12 protein-coding genes and 4 pseudogenes are annotated in these 18,476 nt (G+C 70.1%); 10 read left to right on the forward strand and 6 right to left on the reverse strand.

Translation table 11 applies throughout. From position 1 onward, the window contains the following. The first annotated feature begins 750 nt into the window (after window positions 1-750). The 10 genes and pseudogenes from AB0I06_RS31825 to AB0I06_RS31870 all read left to right on the forward strand — a co-directional run bounded on the left by AB0I06_RS31825 (window position 751) and on the right by AB0I06_RS31870 (window position 12,850). The gene (locus tag AB0I06_RS31825; protein WP_363122320.1) at window positions 751-2,100 is read left to right on the forward strand and encodes an aminotransferase class III-fold pyridoxal phosphate-dependent enzyme; all 1,350 of its coding nucleotides are present in this window, start codon (window positions 751-753) and stop codon (window positions 2,098-2,100) included. A 107-nt stretch (window positions 2,101-2,207) separates the two neighbouring features. Next, window positions 2,208-3,203: a phosphotransferase gene (locus AB0I06_RS31830; protein ID WP_363122382.1), complete on the forward strand. Its 996-nt coding sequence runs from the start codon at window positions 2,208-2,210 to the stop codon at window positions 3,201-3,203. A 54-nt stretch (window positions 3,204-3,257) separates the two neighbouring features. After that, the gene (locus AB0I06_RS31835) at window positions 3,258-3,938 is read left to right on the forward strand and encodes a haloacid dehalogenase type II (protein ID WP_363122321.1); all 681 of its coding nucleotides are present in this window, start codon (window positions 3,258-3,260) and stop codon (window positions 3,936-3,938) included. Window positions 3,939-4,190: 252 nt separating this feature from the next. After that, entirely contained in the window at window positions 4,191-5,285 is a 1,095-nt protein-coding gene (locus tag AB0I06_RS31840; RefSeq protein WP_363122322.1) for a polyamine ABC transporter substrate-binding protein, read from the forward strand. Next, complete coding sequence (locus AB0I06_RS31845; protein ID WP_363122323.1) at window positions 5,278-6,444, forward strand: ABC transporter ATP-binding protein; 1,167 nt, start codon at window positions 5,278-5,280, stop codon at window positions 6,442-6,444. The genes AB0I06_RS31840 and AB0I06_RS31845 overlap by 8 nt, the downstream gene beginning before the upstream one ends. 4 nt (window positions 6,445-6,448) lie before the next feature. Further along, window positions 6,449-7,354, forward strand: a complete 906-nt coding sequence (locus AB0I06_RS31850; RefSeq protein WP_363122324.1) for an ABC transporter permease — start codon at window positions 6,449-6,451, stop codon at window positions 7,352-7,354. Continuing rightward, window positions 7,351-8,190: an ABC transporter permease gene (locus tag AB0I06_RS31855; RefSeq protein WP_363122325.1), complete on the forward strand. Its 840-nt coding sequence runs from the start codon at window positions 7,351-7,353 to the stop codon at window positions 8,188-8,190. Before AB0I06_RS31850 ends, AB0I06_RS31855 begins: the two co-directional genes overlap by 4 nt. 183 nt (window positions 8,191-8,373) lie before the next feature. Continuing rightward, window positions 8,374-8,616, forward strand: a pseudogene (locus AB0I06_RS31860) (aldehyde dehydrogenase family protein); the annotation flags it as partial. 278 nt (window positions 8,617-8,894) lie between these two features. Continuing rightward, window positions 8,895-9,983, forward strand: a complete 1,089-nt coding sequence (locus tag AB0I06_RS31865) for an ABC transporter substrate-binding protein (RefSeq protein WP_363122326.1) — start codon at window positions 8,895-8,897, stop codon at window positions 9,981-9,983. A gap of 228 nt (window positions 9,984-10,211) precedes the next feature. After that, a pseudogene (locus AB0I06_RS31870) lies at window positions 10,212-12,850 on the forward strand (SpoIIE family protein phosphatase). A gap of 136 nt (window positions 12,851-12,986) precedes the next feature. Here AB0I06_RS31870 and AB0I06_RS31875 read toward each other — a convergent pair. The 6 genes and pseudogenes from AB0I06_RS31875 to AB0I06_RS31900 form a co-directional block, all read right to left on the reverse strand. After that, window positions 12,987-13,373: pseudogene (locus AB0I06_RS31875) on the reverse strand (RICIN domain-containing protein); the annotation flags it as partial. A gap of 186 nt (window positions 13,374-13,559) precedes the next feature. Continuing rightward, window positions 13,560-14,312 (reverse strand): annotated as a pseudogene (locus AB0I06_RS31880) (alpha/beta hydrolase); the annotation flags it as partial. A gap of 171 nt (window positions 14,313-14,483) precedes the next feature. After that, window positions 14,484-15,419, reverse strand: coding sequence for a serine hydrolase domain-containing protein (locus AB0I06_RS31885; RefSeq protein WP_363122327.1), 936 nt, complete (start codon window positions 15,417-15,419; stop codon window positions 14,484-14,486). Window positions 15,420-15,594: 175 nt separating this feature from the next. After that, entirely contained in the window at window positions 15,595-16,302 is a 708-nt protein-coding gene (locus tag AB0I06_RS31890) for a GNAT family N-acetyltransferase (RefSeq protein WP_363122328.1), read from the reverse strand. Window positions 16,303-16,411: 109 nt separating this feature from the next. Then, window positions 16,412-17,278 (reverse strand): GDSL-type esterase/lipase family protein, encoded by an 867-nt coding sequence (locus AB0I06_RS31895; protein ID WP_363122330.1) that lies wholly within the window; start codon window positions 17,276-17,278, stop codon window positions 16,412-16,414. 37 nt (window positions 17,279-17,315) lie between these two features. After that, window positions 17,316-18,407, reverse strand: coding sequence for a rhamnogalacturonan acetylesterase (locus AB0I06_RS31900; RefSeq protein ID WP_363122331.1), 1,092 nt, complete (start codon window positions 18,405-18,407; stop codon window positions 17,316-17,318). Window positions 18,408-18,476: the final 69 nt, after the last annotated feature.

Consider the following 18,476-nt stretch of genomic DNA (forward strand, 5'->3'; position numbering starts at 1 on the left):
GACCTGCCCTTCAAGCGCATCCCCGGCCACTTCGGCCCGCCCTGGTTCCTGCCCTTCGCCGGCGGCTTCTACAAGTTCATGGACGTCATCAAGTAGGCGTCGGACAGACGCTGGACTTCGGCCCGGATCCTTCACGGGTGCGCTGACCGATCCGGCCGACCCGGGCTGGAGCCCGCCGCCGCTGCCCGAGAGCGTCGTGCCCCGGACCTACTGCCACGAATACGCCACCTTCAAAGGCCGCCACCCCGCCGACCTGCTGCGACGGCTCGGTGTGCACAGCCTCGACGAGGCCGAAGGATGCTGCGGCCTGGCCGGCAGCTTCGGCTTCGCAGCCCAGCACTACGGCACCTCCATCGCCGTCGCCGACCTGGCCCTCACACCCCGCCTCGACACCTCGACGGACGCCCCGTCATCGCCGACGGCTTCAGCTGCGCCACCCAGTTCGACAGCTGGTTCCAGCCACCCACCGACCGCCCCACGCCCGGCTCCCCTCCCCCTGCCGGGCGTGGGGTCTCGCGTCCGACAGGGGCTCCACAGGTCGGCGGGCGACGCTCCAGACCACCCGCAGAAGTCCCCCAACTCTCCTTGACTGAACGGGAGTTACCAGACGCTGCCCGGCACGAGAAAAATCATGCACATCCAGCCGGAAAACTTTCTAGTTTCAGGTTGGAACTGGAACACAGGGTGGTATGGTCTCAGCCACAGCAGCGAGCGACCTCGACGGAAAACAGACGGAAGGTGTGCCTGCAGATGACTTCCACGCTTAGTCGGGCAATCGCCCACTACCCCAATCGGTTCGACCCGGGCGCGGTGAGCGAACTCCCCGAACACCTCCGAAAGACCATCGAGCGCCGCGACCGGGTCCTGGGCCCCGGATACACGCTCATCTACAAGGAGCCCGTCGAGTTCGTCTCCGGTCACGGCGCCCACCTGATCGACCGTGACGGCAATGACTACCTCGACGCCTACAACAACGTCCCGTGCGTCGGGCACGCCCACCCTCACGTGGCCGAGGCCGTGGCCCGGCAGATGACCGCCGTCAACACCAACACGCGCTACGTGCAGGAAGCACTGGTCGACTACGCGGAGCGGCTTCTCGCGACTTTCCCCGAGGAGCTGTCGAAGCTGAGCATCGCCTGCAGCGGCTCGGAGGCGAACGACCTGGCCATGCGCGTGGCGAGGTTCCACACGGGCGGCGAGGGCATCATCGTCACCCGCTGGGCCTACCACGGCATCACCCGCGAGGTGGCGAGCTTCTCACCGACCCTGGGCGCCGGCTCACCGCTCGGCCCGAACGTCCGGCTGATCGACGCTCCCGACCCGCGCATCGTCGCGCCCGGTTCCACACTCGACGAGCACATGCGGCAGCAGGTGCGCGGCGCCATCGACGACCTCGAGCGCCACGGCTACCGTCTCGCCGCGCTGATCACCGACTGCGCCTACAGCAGTGACGGCATCTTCACCGACCCGCCCGGCTACATGCAGGCTGTGGTGGAGGAGGTGCACGCGGCGGGCGGTGTCTACATCGCGGACGAGGTCCAGTCGGGATTCGCCCGGCTCGGGGACTCGATGTGGGGCTTCAGCCGCCACGGCGTGGTGCCGGACATCGTCACCATGGGCAAGCCGATGGGCAACGGTCTGCCGATCTCGGGTGTGGTCTTCCGCCCCGAGGTCTGCGAGGAGTTCGGACGCAACGTCCGCTACTTCAACACCTTCGGTGGCAGCTCCATCCCCGTGGCGGCCGGCGCCGCGGTGCTGGACGTCATCGAGAAGGAGAACGTGCAGCAGCGTGTCCTGGAGAGCGGCAAGGCTCTGCGGGCCGGGCTGCGAGAGATCACCAAGGACTCCCCCTACGTCTGTGAAGTCCGCGGCGCCGGTCTCTTCGTCGGCGTGGAGATCGTCAAGGACCGGGAGACGCTCGAGCCCGACCGCGCACTCGCCGAAGACGTCATCAACGACATGCGCGACCGCCGCATCCTGATCAACGGCACGGGCACGTCGGCGAACACGCTGAAGATCCGCCCCCCGCTGGCCTTCGACTCCGCCGATGTGACCCGCTTCCTCGAGACCTTCGCCGAGGTCGCGAAAAACCGCCTGTAGCAGGCCGGCCGAAGGGACTGACCGTGAACGCCTCACCAGCTCCGACCTTCGCACAACGGCTTCTCCAAGAGAGCGGCCTGACGTCGTCCCATGAGCCCATCGACGGGATGCTGGTGAGCATCTTCCTTGAGAAGCACTACCGCCTCAGTGGGCGTCTGGACAGACTGGCGACCGAGAAGGACGACACGTTCAGGCTCGGCACCGAGTCGAGCCACCACCTCGTGAAGGTCTCACCCCCTGAAGAGGCCGAGGGGGTCGTCGCCCTCCAGACCGCCGCGATGCGCTACCTCGAGAGCACCGCCCCGCACCTGCCCGTCCAGCGGGTGAAGCTGACCGCCGGCGGAGAAGACCATGTGACCATCAGGCTGAACGACGGAAGGACCCGGATCCTGCGGGTGTTCGACTTCGTCGAAGGCCAGGTCCTGGCCGATGTGGACCCCGACGCGGAGCGGCTTGCCAAGGCGGGTGAGATGCTCGGGCTGGTCGATGTGGCACTCGGAGAGTTTTCACACCCGGCAGACCGACGAGGTCTGGCGTGGGACATCCGGCACTTCCACCGGCTGGCCGAGCTGGTCGAGCACACGCCTCACCCCGAGCACCGCCGGTCGGCCCGAACGGTCCTCCGGCTCTTCGGCGAAACCGTCGTCCCGAGCCTGGGCGATCTCGAGACGCAAGTCATCCACGGTGACTTCAGCCCTTACAACATCGTGGTGGATCCCACGAGTGACCGGTTCGTCACCGGGGTCATCGACTTCGGCGACACCGTGCGCAGTGCAGTGATCTTCGACCCCGCCGTCCCCATGGCCAACCTGCTCGGCAGGACGCCGGATGATCCCTGGCGGGACGCCTGCGCCTTCTTCGCCGGCTACCAGCGGGAGCGGCCTGTCCGGGCCTTCGAACTGCCGTTCCTCCCGGTCGCCGCGCTGGCACGGCTCACCCTGCGTGCGCTGATCACGAACTGGCGCGCGGAGCGTGTACCCGAACGGCGCGAGTATCTCCTCGACCACGCCAAGGACGACTGGATCAACGTCCAGCGCTCCTTGAGCGTGCCCCAGGACGACGTCGTCGCGCACCTGCGGGAAGCCCCTCACGGGCATTCCTGAACAGCCCTTCCCCGAACCTGTGCGGTTCCCTCAGAAACAGATTGGAACATCTCCATGGCCATTCCCTCCCTGCGGTTCCGACCGAAGTACGTCTCGTTCGACTGCTACGGCACGCTGATCGAATACCCGATCACCCCCATCACGTATGAACTCGTCGGCGACCAGATCCCCGCGGAGCAGTGGGACCAGTTCGTGCGGGAGTTCCGCGGCTACCGCTACGACCAGGTGCGCGGCGAGTACTACCCCTACGAGCAGGTGCTCCAGGACTCCTTCGAGCGGGTCTGCCGCAAGTGGGGTGTCAAGGCGGCGCCGGACGCCGGCAAGCGGTTCGCCGCCGGCGTGCGCAGCTGGGGGCCCCACCCGGACGTGGTGGAGCCGCTGAAGAAGATGGCCGAGCACTACAAGCTGGTGATCCTCTCCAACGCCGACGACTCCTTCCTCGCGGAGAGCGTGCCCAAGCTCGGGGCGGACTTCCACGCGGTCCTCACCGCTGAGCAGGCCGGCTACTACAAGCCCCGCTATGCCGCCTTCGAGTACATGCTCGACAAGCTCGACGCGTCCCCCGAGGACTTCGTGCACGTCGCCTCGCACACCCGTTACGACCACCAGCCGATGCACGACATGGGCTTTCGCAACCTGGTCCTGCTGGACCGCGGCTACGACCCGGTGACCCACGGCTACGACTACGTCACCGTGAAGTCCCTGGACGACCTCAACACCATGCTCGGCATCTGACCGAAGCCACCACAGTCCCGCACGGCAGACGTCCGGGTATCTCCCGCAATTTCTGTCTGCCGTGCCGGACACATCCGGTGCTTCGCGCACCTGGACCAGCGTTCTCTTCTCTCTCCCCGGTATCGCGCGGCACCCCCATGCGCCCTGCGCGTTTCCGTTGGTCGACCACGACGTGCCAGCCGGTCCTGGGCGACCCGTACGTCCCTGCAACACACACCCCCGTATCCCCAGCGATTTCCAGGAGGCACCGCCATGGAAGGCAACCGGATAGGACGCAGAACCGTACTTCGCACCGCAGGCGCTCTGGCCGCCGCGACGGCGATGACGGGATGCGGCTCGCTCATGGGCAACGGCGAGAGTCGCACCGCGTCGGGCGGCGGGAAGAAGCGGCTCGTCGTCAGCAACAGCGGTGGCGCCTACAACGACGCGCTGACCAAGGCGATCTACGAGCCTTTCACCAAGGAGACCGGCATCGCCATCTCCACGGTCAACTATCAGTCGGCGCAGGTCATCGCGCAGGTCAAGCAGGGTCGTCCGCAGGTGGACCTGATGGACAACGGGCTGCTGATCTTCCAGAAGATGGCGCGTCTGGACTGTCTGGAGCCGGTGGACTACGGCCGGCTGAAAAACGTCAAGGGTGCCGGCATCGCCAAGGCGCAGCTGGCCGAGCACGCGGTGGGCAAGAACGTGTGGGCGAGTGTGATGGCCTACCGCACGGACAGCCTGAAGCGGGCCCCGAAGAGCTGGGAGGACTTCTGGAACACCGACGCCTTCGCCGGTCCGCGCTCCCTGCAGAGCGCCGAAGTGGACCTGCCGGAGCTGGAGTTCGCGCTGCTGGCGGACGGGGTGCCGATGGACGGGCTGTATCCGCTGGATGTGGACCGGGCCTTCAAGTCGATGTCGCGCATCCGTGGCGAGGTGAAGAAGTTCTGGAACACCGGCGCTCTGCCGGCGGTGCTGCTGGGCCGCAAGGAGGTCGTCGCGACCAGCCTGTGGGGCGGCCGCGCCGACGAGCTGATCAAGCAGGGCATGCCGGTGGCCTACCAGTGGAACGGCGCCCGCAGGATGACCAACGGCTGGGGCATCCCCAAGGGCGCGGACAACACCGACGCCGCCTACAAGCTGATCGACTTCTCCCTGCGCCCCGAGGTCCAGGCGGGCTTCGCCAAGCTGTACTCGGGCAGCCCGGTCGTCCCGGCGGCCACCAAGCTGCTTTCGGAGGACGATCTGGTCAACCAGCCGACCTCGCCGAAGAACGCGAAGACCGGTTTCGACGCGGACGTGGCCTGGTGGGACAAGAACCGCGACGCCGTCACCAAGCGCTGGCAGGAGTGGGCGGATGCCTGAGCGGACCACCAGCCTCACCACCGGGAAGCTGTCGGTCGACGAACTCGCCGCCGTCCTGGCTCCGCAGTCCGACTCCGCCACCGGCAAGTCGTTGTCGGTGACGGGGCTGCGGAAGTCCTACAGCGGGACGACGGTGGTCGACGGGGTCGACATGGACATCGCGGCGGGTGAGTTCGTCACCTTCCTCGGCTCCTCCGGCTCCGGCAAGACGACCACGCTGATGATGCTGGCCGGTTTCACCGAGCCCGACTCCGGCACCATCACCGTCGACGGCCGGGACATCACCCGCCTCAACCCCGGCAAGCGTGACTTCGGTTTCGTCTTCCAGCAGTACCTGCTGTTCCCCCACATGACCGTCCACGAGAACGTCGCCTTCCCGCTCACCCTGCGCGGGGTGGACAAGGCGGAGATCCGCCGCCGGGTCGGCGAGACGCTGGAGGCGGCGGGCCTGTCGAAGTTCGCCGGCCGCAAGCCGCGCGAACTGTCCGGGGGCCAGCAGCAGCGTGTGGCGCTGTGCCGGGTCCTTGTCTACCGCCCGCCGGTCGTGCTGATGGACGAGCCGCTGGGTGCGCTGGACAAGAAGCTGCGCGACCAGATGCAGACCGAGATCAAGACCATCCAGCGGGAACTGGGCCTGACCGTCGTTTATGTGACGCACGATCAGGAAGAGGCGCTGGTTCTGTCGGACCGGATCGCCATCATGAAGGACGGCCGGATCGAGCAGTTCGACACCCCGCGTGGCCTGTTCGAGCGTCCTCGCACCCCGTTCGTCGCCGACTTCCTGGGCGCCGCGAACTTCCTCACCGGCACGGTGGAAGAGGGCGGGGAAGGCAGCAGCACTCGGATCCGGCTGGACACCGGCGGTGTGCTCACGGCCCGTGCCCACGCGTGCGTGCCGGGGCAGCGGGTCCGTGCCGCGGTCCGACCGAGCAAGCTGCGCCTGGTCGACGCCGAGGAGAGCTGCTGCGCCGGCACGGTCGAGACAGGTGTGTACTGCGGTTCGTCGACGCGGGTGACGGTGCGTCTGGACGGTGCCGCGCCGGGGACGCCGCCGCTGCGGATCGAGACCGCCGCGGCCCCGCCGCGCGTGGGTGAGCGGGTGTGTGTCACCGCTGACCGTGAGGATGTCAGTGTCTTCGACGAGTCGGACGGGGGGTGAACCCGTGGCCGGCACCGCTCTCGCACCCGGCAAGGTGCGCGTGAAGACAACATCCGCCAAACGCGGACACCGCTCCCGCATCGCCCTGCTCAACGCCGTCCCCGTCACGGTGTTCCTGCTCGTGCTGTTCGTCTACCCCATCATCGGGGTGCTCTCCCTCAGCCTCGAAGGCGACACCGGCGGCTTCACCCTCCACTGGTACACCGACGCCCTCACCGGCGTGAACCTGTCCGTACTGATCTCCACCCTGCGCATCTCCGCCGAAACAGCCGTGCTGAGTCTGCTGGTGGGGTTTGTGCTGGCCCACGCCATCGCCCGCATGCGACCCGTCCTCGCGGCCCTGGCGATGCTGATCGTGGTTGTACCGCACTTCATCAGCGCCCTGGTACGCACCTACGGGTGGATCATCATGCTCGGCGAACACGGCATCATCAACACCCTGCTCACCTCCGCGCACATCCCCGGCGCCCCCTTCTCCCTGCTCTACAACGAGACCGGTGTGGTCATCGGCACCACCTCCGTGATGCTCCCCTACACCGTCCTCGTTCTCCAGGGCGTGATGCGCGGAGTCGACGGCCGGCTCCTGGCCGCGGCCGCCGGTTTCGGCGCATCCCGCTTCACCATCTTCACCCGCATCTACCTGCCGCTGGTCGCTCCGGGCGTGGGCACGGCGGGCCTGCTCAGCTTCATCCTGTGCCTGGGCTACTACATCACCCCCGCCCTGATGGGCGGCGACAAGCAGACCGTGGTGGCGGCCCTGATCGACCAGCAGGTCATGAAGCAGGACCAGTGGAACTCCGCCGCCGCCTTCGGCGTCATCCTGCTCCTGCTCACCTTCGCCGGACTGGGCATCCTCGGCCTGGCCAAGCTCCGCCGCGCCAAGACCCATGAGCGAAGGAGCAGCTCATGATGGAACTGCCTCCCACCCGGGCCGGACGCGCCGGACGCGCCCTGAGTGCCACCGCGATCCTGCTGTTCCTGGCCATGCCCATCGTGATCATCCTGGTCACCTCCTTCGGCGCCGACGGCATCGGCACGTTCCCCCCGAAGGACTACAGCACCCGCTGGTACGAGCAGATGGCCGCCCCCGGCGGGAACTGGGCCACCTCCATCGCCCTGTCCAGCCTCATCGCCGCCCTGACCACCGTCTTCGCCCTCATCCTGGGCGTGACCGCGGCCACCGCCCTGGCCCGCGGCCGCCTCCCCCTGCACGCAGCCGTCTACGGACTGGTCCTGGCCCCCATGCTCATCCCCCAAGTCGTCATCGCCCTCGGGCTGTTCCTGTTCTTCGAACCCGCCGGCATGCTCGGCAGCCCCCTGGCCATCGCCCTCGGCCACACCGTGCTCGCCGCACCCATCGCCATCCTCATCATGATCTCCACCCTGCGCGGCATCGACGAACGCCTCGAGGACGCCGCCGCCAGCATGGGCGCAAACCGCCTCACCATCGCCCGGCGCATCACCTTCCCCCTGGCCACCCCCGGCCTCGTCGCCGCAGCGATCTTCTCCTTCATCACCAGCTTCGACGAGTTCTTCATCGCCCAGTTCCTGTCCACCCCCGACACCCGCACCCTGCCGGTCCTGGTCTTCAACGCCCTCCAGTTCGACGTCGACCCGACCGTCACCGCCGTCAGCGCCGTCCTGATCGCGCTGGCCATCCTCGCCCTCACCCTGGTCGCCCTCGTCCGCAAACTCGGCGGACACCGCAACGGCCAGACCGCGCTGCCCGTCGAACCCCTCACCTGATCCAGGAACCTTCCTTCTCACCGAGAAGAGCGAGCCGGCCGGGTTCATGGGCTGCTGAACCAGCGGGCCGGGCGTCTCTCCCCCGATGCCCGGCCCCGCTCCTCCGGGCCTGCTCAAGCGTCACGACAGGGGCCGCACCTCCACACCACCAGCTGCACCACGCCCTCAAGGAGAAGACCAGCCATGACCAGGCCCGTTGTCCGTGATGTTCCGAAGCAGTTGTTCATCGGTGGTGGCTGGCAGGACGCCGAGTCCGGCCGCACCCTGTCCGTCGACAACCCGGCCACCGGCGAGGAACTGTGCCGGGTCGCCGACGCCTCACCCGCCGACGGACAGCGTGCCGTCGACGCCGCCGTCGCCGCGCAGCCGGCCTGGGCCGCGCAAGCCGACTACGTCGTCCTGGCCGCACCCCTCACCCAGGACACCCGGCACATGGTCGACGCCCCCGTCCTCGCCGCGATGAAACCGGGCGCCCGCCTGATCAACAACCGAACTGTTCCCCGACAACCTCACCCGCCGCATCGAGGGCCTGCCGCTCCGCAACGTCGTCGACAAGCACCGCGGATACCTGATGGCCTCCCACCCGTCACGCCTGTGAAGTCAGAACTTTTCCTGGTAAACACTGGTGAAAGCCGCAGGAGAGACAGGACCGCTCGGGGCCGCCCTCCGTCACGGATGATCCAGACGACACTGGGAGGCAGCCGGTGGGAGACGTCGACATCGGGCGCAGAGCCTTCCTGGCCGCAGTCGGGGGGACGGCGGTCGGCGCGGCCGCGGCGTCGCTCACCGGGTGCGAGAGCCGCACCGGTCGGAGTCCCGTTGCGAGCAGCAGGACGCTCGTCGTCCGCAACTTCGGCGGCTCCTACGGGGAGGCGAACCGGAAGGCGGTGTACGACCCGTTCACCCGGGAGACCGGCATCCGGATCAAGACGGTCGTCCTGGGGCACGCCGAGATGCTCGCGCAGATCAAGGAAGGCCGTCCGCGGTTCGACGTCATGGACATCGACATGACCAACCTGGTGCTCTTCGAGCACGAGGGCGCCTCCGAGCCACTGGACTACGGCCGGTTGAAGAACACCCGGAACGCGGGCATCCCGCAGTCCCTGCTCACGCCCAACGGCGTGGGCAAGAGCTACTGGGCCAGCGTCCTGGCCTACCGCACCGATGTCTTCGACGGGAGGAAGCCCGAGTCATGGGCGGACTTCTGGAGCGTGGAAGGCTTCCCGGGCCGACGCGCGATGCAGGGCGAGGTGGACTGGCCGGAGCTGGAGTTCGCCCTGCTCGCCGACGGTGTACCGCTCGACGGGCTGTACCCCCTCGACGCGGACCGCGCCTTCCGGGTCCTCGACGAGATCAGGGGCTCGGTGCGGACATTCTGGGAGTACGGCGCGGAACCGGGCGAGCTGTTGTCCCGCGGCGGCGTCGTGGCCTCCAGCACCTGGGCCGGGCGCCTCCAGAGCCTGGTCGAAAGGGGGAGCCCGGTGGCGTACGAGTGGAACGGTGCCCGCAGGCAGAGCAACGGTTACGGAATCCCCAAGGGCTCGGCCAATCCGGACGCCGCCTACCGGCTCATCGATTTCGCGCTGCGGCCCGAGGTGCAGGCCCACATGGCGCGGCTCTACCCCGACGGTCCCGTGGTGCCCGCCGCGTACGGACACCTCACCGAGTCCACCGCCGTGCACTTGCCGAGCACGCCCGGTCATCTGCTGTCGGGTTTCGACCTGGACATCGAGTGGTGGCTGAAGCACGGGAACTCCGTGACCAGGCGCTGGCAGGAGTGGTCTCGCGCCTGACCGGCTGATTGCAGCCATATGGCTGAATATGAACCTGCATGGTAAAGAGTCCGTATGCTCCGGCACCTCGGTCGGTTCTCGGCCTTTCGCTCCCTCGCGCGCACCGGCGGGCGTACACGGCGTGCCGCGCCGCACGAGCCCGGCGCGCGGGCCGCGGGAGCGCGCCGGAAGGGCGTGCCCAAGGTGCGCAGCGTCGCCGGCCAGGTGTTCTTGTTCCAGTTGGTGATCATGGTGCTGTTCGCCGCCGCCGCGGGAGGGGCCCTCGTCGTGCAGGCCCGGGACGCGAGCACGCAGGAGGCACGGCAGCTGTCGAAGGGCGTCGCCCAGTCGTTCGCGCGGGCCCCGGGCACGCTGGCCGCGATGAAGTCCGGCAAGGCCACCGAACTGCTCCAGCCGCGCGCCGAGGACACCCGGAAGAACACCGGGGTCGACTACGTGGTGACCTTCGATCCCCAGGGATTTCGCTGGTCCCACCCCGATCCGAAGCTGATCGGCAAGCACATCTACGCCCTGCGCGAGGGTGCCGCCGCCGACCGGCCGTTCACCAAGACGTTCGAGGGCAGCCTGGGGCTGGCCGTGGACACGACGGTCCCCGTCTACGACACCAACGGGATCACCGTCGTCGGATTCGTGTCCGTCGGGGTCACCGTGGCCAGCGTCGACGACGTGGTGCAGGACCAGCTGCCGCAGCTGCTGGGCTTCGCCGGGGGCGCGCTCGCGGTGGCCGCGGGCGGGACCGCGCTGGTCTCCTGGCGGCTGCGGCGCCAGACCCGCGGCCTGGACCCCTCCGAGATGACCCGGATGTACGAGCACCACGACGCGGTGCTGCACGCGGTGCGGAAGGCGTCCTGATCATCGGCGGCGACGGACGGCTGCTGCTCGCCAACGACGAGGCCCGGCGGCTGCTGGACCTGCCCGAGGACGCCGAGGAGCGCCGGGTGGGCGAGCTCGGCCTCGAGGCGGGCACCGCCGCGCTGCTCGCCTCGGGCCGGCCGGTCACCGACGTGGTGCACCTGGCCGGTGACCGCCTGCTGGCGGTCAACGTACGGCCGGTCGACCCCGAGGACCGGCCGGCCGGCAGCGTGGCGACCTTGCGCGACACGACGGAGCTGCGGGCGCTGGCGGGCCGGGCGGAGGTGGCCCGGGAACGCCTGGGGCTGCTGTACGAGGCGGGGGTGCGGATCGGGACCACGCTGGATGTGGTGCGCACCGCGCGGGAACTGGCCGAGGTGGCGGTCCCCCGGTTCGCCGACGCCGCGACGGTCGACCTGCTCGATCCGGTCCTGCGGGGCGCGGTGTCGGCAGGGCCCGGCCCCGAGATGCGCCGGGTGGCGGTGCACGGCGCCGACGGGGCCCGGTCGCTCTATCCGGTGGGTGAGCTGATCCGCTTCGTGCCGGCCTCGCCCGTGGCCGTCGGTGCCGAGCGCGGCCGTGCGGTCCTGGACGTGGACCTGACCGCCTCCGGCGGCTGGATGAGCGCCCAGGATCCCGCTCGTGCCCGGCGTGTGCTGGACCTGGGCTTCCACTCCCTGATCACGGTGCCGCTCCAGGCTCGCGGTGTGGTGCTGGGCATGGCGAGCTTCTGGCGTTCGGACGGCGATCCCTTCAGCGCGGAGGATCTGGCCTTCGCCGAGGAACTGGCCGCTCGGGCGGCGGTGGCCGTCGACAACGCCCGCCGCTACACCCGCGAGCACACCTTGGCCGAGAGCCTTCAGCGCAGTCTGCTGCCCAGCTCCCTGCCCGATCACGCCGCCGTGGAGGTCGCCCACCGCTATCTGCCGGCCCTGGACGGCGTGGGCGGTGACTGGTTCGACGTCATTCCGCTGCCCGGTGCGCGGGTCGCGCTGGTGGTCGGTGACGTGGTGGGGCACGGTCTCCATGCCGCCGCCACGATGGGCCGGCTGCGCACCGCGGTGCACAACTTCTCCGCCCTCGACCTGCCCCCGGACGAGCTTCTGGGGCACCTGGACGAGCTGGTGGCGCGCATCGACGGCGACGGGAACACCGAGCGGGACGGGGAAGGCGTCTCGGGCGCCACCTGCCTCTACGCCATCTACGACCCGTCCTCGGGGACGTGCTCCCTGTCCCGGTCCGGGCATCCGGAGCCGGCGCTGGTCCGTCCCGACGGCACCGTGGAGTTCCTGCGGGTGCCCGGTTCCCCACCGCTCGGGCTGGGGGGCGGCCTTCCCTTCGAGACCGCCGAACTCGCCCTTCCCGAGGGGTCCCGGCTGGTCCTCTACACGGACGGTCTCGTCGAGGACCGGGAGCGGGGCATCGACACGGGTCTCGCGGCGCTGCGTGACGCGCTGACGCACGCGGGGCGCGCGCCCGAGGAGACCTGTCAGGACGTGCTCGACGCGATGCTTCCGGCTCGGTCGAGTGACGACATCGCCCTGCTCGTCGCCCGCACCCGGCTGCTGGATCCCTCCCAGGTGGCCGAGTGGGACGTGCCCGGCGATCCGGCGGTGGTCGCGGAGATCCGGGCGGGGGTCTCCGGGCGGCTGCGGACCTGGGGGCTGGAGGAGATGGCGTTCACGACCGAGCTGATCATCAGCGAGCTGGTCACCAACGCCATCCGCTACGGGATCGGACCGATCCGCCTGCGGGTGCTGCACGACGGCGACAGCCTGATCTGCGAGGTCGCGGACGGCAGCAGCACCTCACCGCATCTGCGCCGGGCCGCGATCACCGACGAGGGCGGACGAGGACTGTTCCTCGTGGCCCAGTTCGCCCGGCGGTGGGGCACTCGCTACCTGGCCCGCGGCAAGGTGATCTGGACCGAGCAGTCGACCCGGAGCCCGGTCGCGGAGCCCGAGGAGATGTCGGCCGACGCCCTGCTCGACCAGTGGGAGGACGCGGCCTGGTGAGTCACCGGGTCACAGGGCGATGCCGTACGGACGATGACGTCGCCGGCGAAAGACGAGTTGCCGGGAACATCAGCGTTCCCGGCAACTCGCCCGCCGTTCGACGTGGCCGGTCCTCAGCGGACGGGATCGGTCCGTGTCACCCGACGGTCCAGCGCTGGTTGGCCGCGCCGTTGCAGGTCCACAGGACTCCCTGGGTCCCGTTGGCCGTGCCGGAGTTCGACGCGTCCAGGCACAGGCCGGAACGGACGCTGGTGATCGTGCCGTTCGCGTTGACGTTCCAGCGCTGGTTCTGGCCGCCGTGGCAGTCCCAGATGACCACCCGGGTGCCCGCCGAGGTGCCCGAGGCCTCGGCGTCCAGGCACTTGCCGCCGTACACGCGCAGCTCGCCGGCGGCCGTGCGGGTCCACTTCTGGCTGTCGCGGTCCAGGCAGTCCCACAGCTGCACCTGAGTGCCGTTGGTCTGCGAGGAGTTCGGCACGTCCAGGCAGCGGCCGGAGCCCGCGCCGACGATCTTGCCGCCGGTGGGCTGCGGGGTCGTGCCGCCCGGCGGGACGTAGGGGCACTTGGTCTTGGAGCGGGAGATGTTGGTGCGGTCCGCCAGTGACGGACACAGGAACTGGGTGTAGCGGGTGTCGTTGTCGAGGAAGATCTTGAGCCAGGGGATCGTTCGGCGCGTCACGTTCGAGTTGCCCCACGTGGGGAAGCCGTGGCCACCGCTGGAGAGTTCGATGAAGGCACTCTGGGTGGCGGCCGGCATGCCGCCGTAGAGGCTGTCGAGGTAGGACGGGGTCACCGTGCCGTCGTCCCGGGCGCCCATGATCATGGTCGGGACGCGCAGGGTGGACAGGTTCTGCGAGGGCGAGAAGGGCGCGAGCGGGAGGGCCGCCTTCAGGGACGGTCGCCGTACGGCCGCGCTGATGGCGCCGCCGCCGCCCATGGAGTGGCCGAGCACGCCCAGCCGGTTCGGGTCGACGCGGTCGCGCACCGGGCTCTTCTGGGTGAGGTAGTCCAGTGCGGCGAGGAGCTGGGTTCCGCGTGCGGTGTCGTAGTCGGTGGGGCTGTTGGTGTCGATGCCGATGACGATGAACCCGAAGGAGGCGAGCCAGGGCCCCATCCAGGCGCCTTCGGCGGACCATTTGGCGGTGTAGCCGGGCACGGCGGCGATGGCGCCCCAGGTCCCCTTGCTGGTGTCCGTCGGGTAGTAGATCTTGCCGCCGTTGAAGCCGTTGCCGGACGGGACGGTGACCTCCGCGGTGGCGAACGTGCCCCGCTGGGCCGCGACGCTGCTCACCGTGGGAGCCGGGCCGCGTTCGTACGGGTTGTCCGCGACCACCGCGCGGGGCGACGGCGGTTGGGCCGACGCCGGCTGGATGGAGACGAGAGTGGCGAGCAGTCCGGTGACGGCCGCGGCCAGGACGGCCCTCAGCCCGACCGCCCTGCTTCTGCGCCGGGGTATCTGCATGGTCCTGTTCCTCCTTGCCCTTGCCCTCCACGGGGAGGACGGGCGGTACGCAGCGAGTGGGGGGGTGCGCGAACAGGTGCTCTGGGAGCGTTCCCAGGTCGGTGAGCGTAGGGAGGACCTGATGTGCCGTCAAGGATCCTGTAGGGATCTGTTGTTGAGACCTGTTGAGATCTATGCGTGTGCGCTCGCGGCGGCGACGATGCCGGGGATCACACACAGCGCGGGGCGCCGGCCTGGCCGCAATGCCGCCTCCGCGCCGGTGGTCACCGTGACCAGGCCGAGATCGGGTACGACGACGACGTGCTGCCCCGCGTAGCCGCCCGCGAAGAAGGCCGTGTGCCCGGCCATCTCGGTCACCCACCACAGGTATCCGTAACCCGCGGATTCCGGCGGCCCGCCGGCGGTGTGGGGGCGGGTCGCCTCGGCCGCGTACGCCGCGTCGAACAGCCGCCGCCCGTCCGCGGCGATGCCTCCGGTCGACCACAGACGGCCCAGGGCGACGAGGTCCAGCGCGGACAGCCGCAAGTGACCGAAGCCGTACGGCAGTCCGGCCGGATCGCGGGGCCAGTGCGCCCGGGCGATGCCCAGCGGGCCGAAGAGGCGGCGCCCGGCGTACTCCTCCAGGTCCTCGTCCAGCACCCGGGCCAGGCAGGCCGCGAGGACGTGACTCGCGCCGTTGTCGTAGCGGAAGCGGGTGCCGGGCGGGGCCAGCCGGGGAGCGGTCAGGAGCGTCCGCGTCCAGCCCGCGGAGAGCCGCATGACCGCGTCGATGTCCCAGTCGCCGGAGGGGTCCGTGCCGCCGGTCATGGTCAGCAGGTGGCGCACGGTCGTCCGCCGCGCTCCCTCGGGGACCATCGGAGCGAGCAACTCCCCTACCGTCGCATCGAGTTCGAGTCGGCCGTCGCTGACCGCGCAACCGACGAGTGTGGACAGGACGCTCTTGGTGACGGAGAAGATGTCTCCGGGCTCGTCCACCGCCCGCCGGCCGTACGCGTACGCGGCGACCGCGCGGCCCCCGTGTTCCACCACGAGGTGTTCGGTGTGCGCCAGCTCCGGCTCCCGCCGGATCCGTGCGTCCGCCTCGGCCACGGCGTGTTCGATCGTCAACGGCCCCTCCCCCGACATCGGCTCGGCTCGGCTCGGCTCGGCTCGGCTCGGCTCGGCTCGGCTCGGCTCGGCTCGGCTCGGCTCGGCTGAATGGTCGGGGCGGGGCCGTTCGAACCGCAAGCGTTTTACCGGGCCGGCGCCACCGCCCGGGAGGGTCGGGGGCGGATCCGACGCCTCACGGGATGCGGAACCCGCGGAACGTCACCCGCCTGCGCGTGGTGAAGCCGAGCCGCTCGTAGAGGGCGAGCGCGCCACTGTTCGCCTCGGCCACATGCAGGAAGGGCCGCTCGCCGCGCGCCACGATGCGGTCGATGTGGGCGCGCAACAGGCGGACCGCGTGGCCCTGTCCGCGTGCCTCGGGGGCGGTGCAGACGGCGCTGATCTCGGTCCATCCGGGCGGTCTGAGCCGCTCCCCCGCCATCGCCACCAGCCTGCCGCCGTCCCGGACGCCGAGATAGGTGCCGAGCTCATGGGTGCGGGGCGCGAAGGGCCCCGGCCGGGTCCGCTCCACGAGGTCGAGCATCTCGGGCACGCTCTCCGCACCGAGTTCGACGACGCCGGAGCCGGGCTCGGCCGACGAGGGGCCGGGGGCGCTGCCGCCGGTCCAGACCAGCTGTCGGCCTTCGAGGACGAAGACCAGCTCCCAGTCGGGGGGCGGCATGGCCGGGCAGCTGAACAGGTCGGCGAACCCGCCCGGTCCCAGCAGCTTGGCCAGATCCGCCCAGTTCTGCCCGTCCGGCTCGCGGGACACCGCGCAGAAGGTCGCGACTCCGGGGGCGTAGGTGAGAGCGCCGCCGAGGCGGCGGGCGAGATGCGCGTGGTGCCCGCGCAGGGATTCGCCCACCGGGTCGTCGAGTGCGACGGCGTCGCCGAGCCCCGTCATCGTGCTGTGCCTTCCCGCCGTGTGCCGGAGCCGGTCGGCCGGGAGGCCGACACGGCTCTTCGGATGCCGACCGTCATGCTAGTCAGCCCCGCACGGCGCGATTCCGGCGCTACCTGAGGTACGCGGCGAGCGGGAGGTTCTGCCGGCGTACGTCACCGGCGACGAGTCCGGCGATCCGCTGGGCGCCGTACGTCTCGAAGTGGGTGTGGTCGTTGCAGAAGAAGGCGCCGACGGGGCCGGATCCGTAGTCGCCGTTGTGCGGGCAGAAGCGCAGGCTGTTGTAGAGCGAGACGCTGAGCGCGTGCAGGTCGACGACCGGCGCCCTGGTGGCGGAGCCGACGGCGAAGGTCTCGTTCACGAAGCCCCGGTTCTTCGTCGCCGTGCTTCCGGAGCAGGTGATCGCGGCGACCGGCGTGAGCAGCACCGGGTGCGCTCCCCGGGCCAGGGCGGCCTGCACCATCGTGGTCATCAGCTGCCGGTAGCGGGCCGGGCCGACGTGGCGGGGGCAGGTCGAGGAGGAGTCGTTGATGCCGAACTGGATGAACAGGTAGTCGCCCGCCTTCATCCCGGTGCTCGCGTTCAGCATCGACTGCCAGCGCGAGGAGTACGCATTGGACGTCAGGCGGCACTCGCCGTCCGAGCCCTTGGTGCCGCTGACGTTCCCCTCGTACATCCAGGTCTGGATGCTGCGGCCGCCCACGGCCTGGTTCCGGACGGTGACGTCGGCGTTGAACAGGGCGTCGAACTGGCTTCCCCAGCCGACCGGACAGCGGGCGGAGCCCGGGTTCGCCACGGTCGAGTCGCCGGCCAGCCACACGGTGACGGGCTGGGCGGCCGCCCGGGCGGCAGGGGCGGCGGAGCCGGAGCAGCGCGCCGCGGCGTCGCCGGCCGCCGAGGCGGTGCTGAGCCCGAGGCTCGACAGGGCGAGCAGCAGCACGGCGGTGATCAGAACCCGTGCGTTCGGTACGTTCTTCATCGGTTACCTCCCGGGGGCGGGCGCCCCCATGCGTCGGTCAGCGCAGGTGGGCGGCCAGGGGCAGGTTCTGCTCCCGCACGGCCTGGAGCAGCAGCGCGCCCATCTGGGCCGCGCCGTACTGCGAGAAGTGGGTGTTGTCCGTGACGCCGTCGACGGAGGAGCGGAGGAAGAGCTGCGCGGAGGCGGACGGTCCGAGGGACTCGACCAGCGCCTTGCTCCGGGCGGTCAGGTCGACGACCGGGACGCGCTGTGCCGCGCCGACCGCGCGCATCTCCGCGGGGAGGTTCACGCCGACCCCGTTGATGTGCAGTGCCGTGCCGGTGAGCCGGTTGCCGTCGAAGAGCCGGCGGACCGGAGGCGTCACCAGGACCGGGACACCGCCCTTGGCGCGGATCCGGGAGATCATGGTGGTGAGGTTGTTCCGGTAGGCGGACGCGCTGGTCTGCTTGTCGTTGTGGCCGAACTGGATGTAGACCGGGTCGTTCGCCCTGACCTTGGCCAGCAGTGCGGGCAGGAGCGCCGAGTTGCTGAGGAAGCTTCCGGAACTCTCCCCCGAGTCGCCGTAGTTGGCGATGACCGCGCCGGAGCGGATCGAGGAGGTGATCATCTGCCCCCAGCCGGTGTAGGGAGCGGTCGGCTGGTCGCAGACGGTCGAGTCACCGGCCAGGTAGACGACCAGCGGTTGGGCGGCCGGCTTCACCGAGACGGCCGAGACCTGCGGGGCGGAGCCCGTGAAGCGGAGGTCCAGGCCGGGGGTTCCGGTGCCGCCCTGGCCGGTCGGCTGCCCTTCCGGCTGACGGACGTTGACGGTGAAGGTGTGGGTGGCGACCGCTCCGGCCGCCGTTCTCGTGGCCGGGAGCATCAGCCGCCGGGCCTCGGCCCACATCTCGGTCTGTCCGGCGGAGGCACCGCCGATGGAGACCGTCACGTCGTAGTTGCCCGGCGCGACCGCATAGTGGCAGGTGATCGCCGAAGTACCGGTACAGCCGGCCGGCAGCGCCCGCGGTGCGGCGGCGGCGTTGTGGACCGCCCCGGTGCCGGCCAGGGCCGCCAGGGTCAGCAGGCCCGCCGTCGCCAGCCGGGCGCCGGGTCCGCCGGCGCGTCGGGGCGGCAGGGTCGTCGTGGTCATGGGTCCGTCCTTCGTCAGGGAGAGGTACGGGGTCGGGGTGGCGGCGCGCGGGAGCCGCGCGTCGAGTGG

This window comes from Streptomyces sp. NPDC050674 (assembly GCF_040654575.1).
In the GTDB taxonomy this organism is placed as follows: domain Bacteria; phylum Actinomycetota; class Actinomycetes; order Streptomycetales; family Streptomycetaceae; genus Streptomyces.

What these genes read in the sequence shown, in the direction of transcription:
- AB0I06_RS31825 (WP_363122320.1), top strand. Translation starts at nt 751, where the DNA reads ATGACTTCCACGCTTAGTCGGGCAATCGCCCACTACCCCAATCGGTTC.
- AB0I06_RS31830 (WP_363122382.1), top strand. Translation starts at nt 2,208, where the DNA reads ATGCTGGTGAGCATCTTCCTTGAGAAGCACTACCGCCTCAGTGGGCGT.
- AB0I06_RS31835 (WP_363122321.1), top strand. Translation starts at nt 3,258, where the DNA reads ATGGCCATTCCCTCCCTGCGGTTCCGACCGAAGTACGTCTCGTTCGAC.
- AB0I06_RS31840 (WP_363122322.1), top strand. Translation starts at nt 4,191, where the DNA reads ATGGAAGGCAACCGGATAGGACGCAGAACCGTACTTCGCACCGCAGGC.
- AB0I06_RS31845 (WP_363122323.1), top strand. Translation starts at nt 5,278, where the DNA reads ATGCCTGAGCGGACCACCAGCCTCACCACCGGGAAGCTGTCGGTCGAC.
- AB0I06_RS31855 (WP_363122325.1), top strand. Translation starts at nt 7,351, where the DNA reads ATGATGGAACTGCCTCCCACCCGGGCCGGACGCGCCGGACGCGCCCTG.
- AB0I06_RS31890 (WP_363122328.1), bottom strand. Translation starts at nt 16,302, where the DNA reads ATGACGGGGCTCGGCGACGCCGTCGCACTCGACGACCCGGTGGGCGAA.
- AB0I06_RS31895 (WP_363122330.1), bottom strand. Translation starts at nt 17,278, where the DNA reads ATGAAGAACGTACCGAACGCACGGGTTCTGATCACCGCCGTGCTGCTG.
- AB0I06_RS31900 (WP_363122331.1), bottom strand. Translation starts at nt 18,407, where the DNA reads ATGACCACGACGACCCTGCCGCCCCGACGCGCCGGCGGACCCGGCGCC.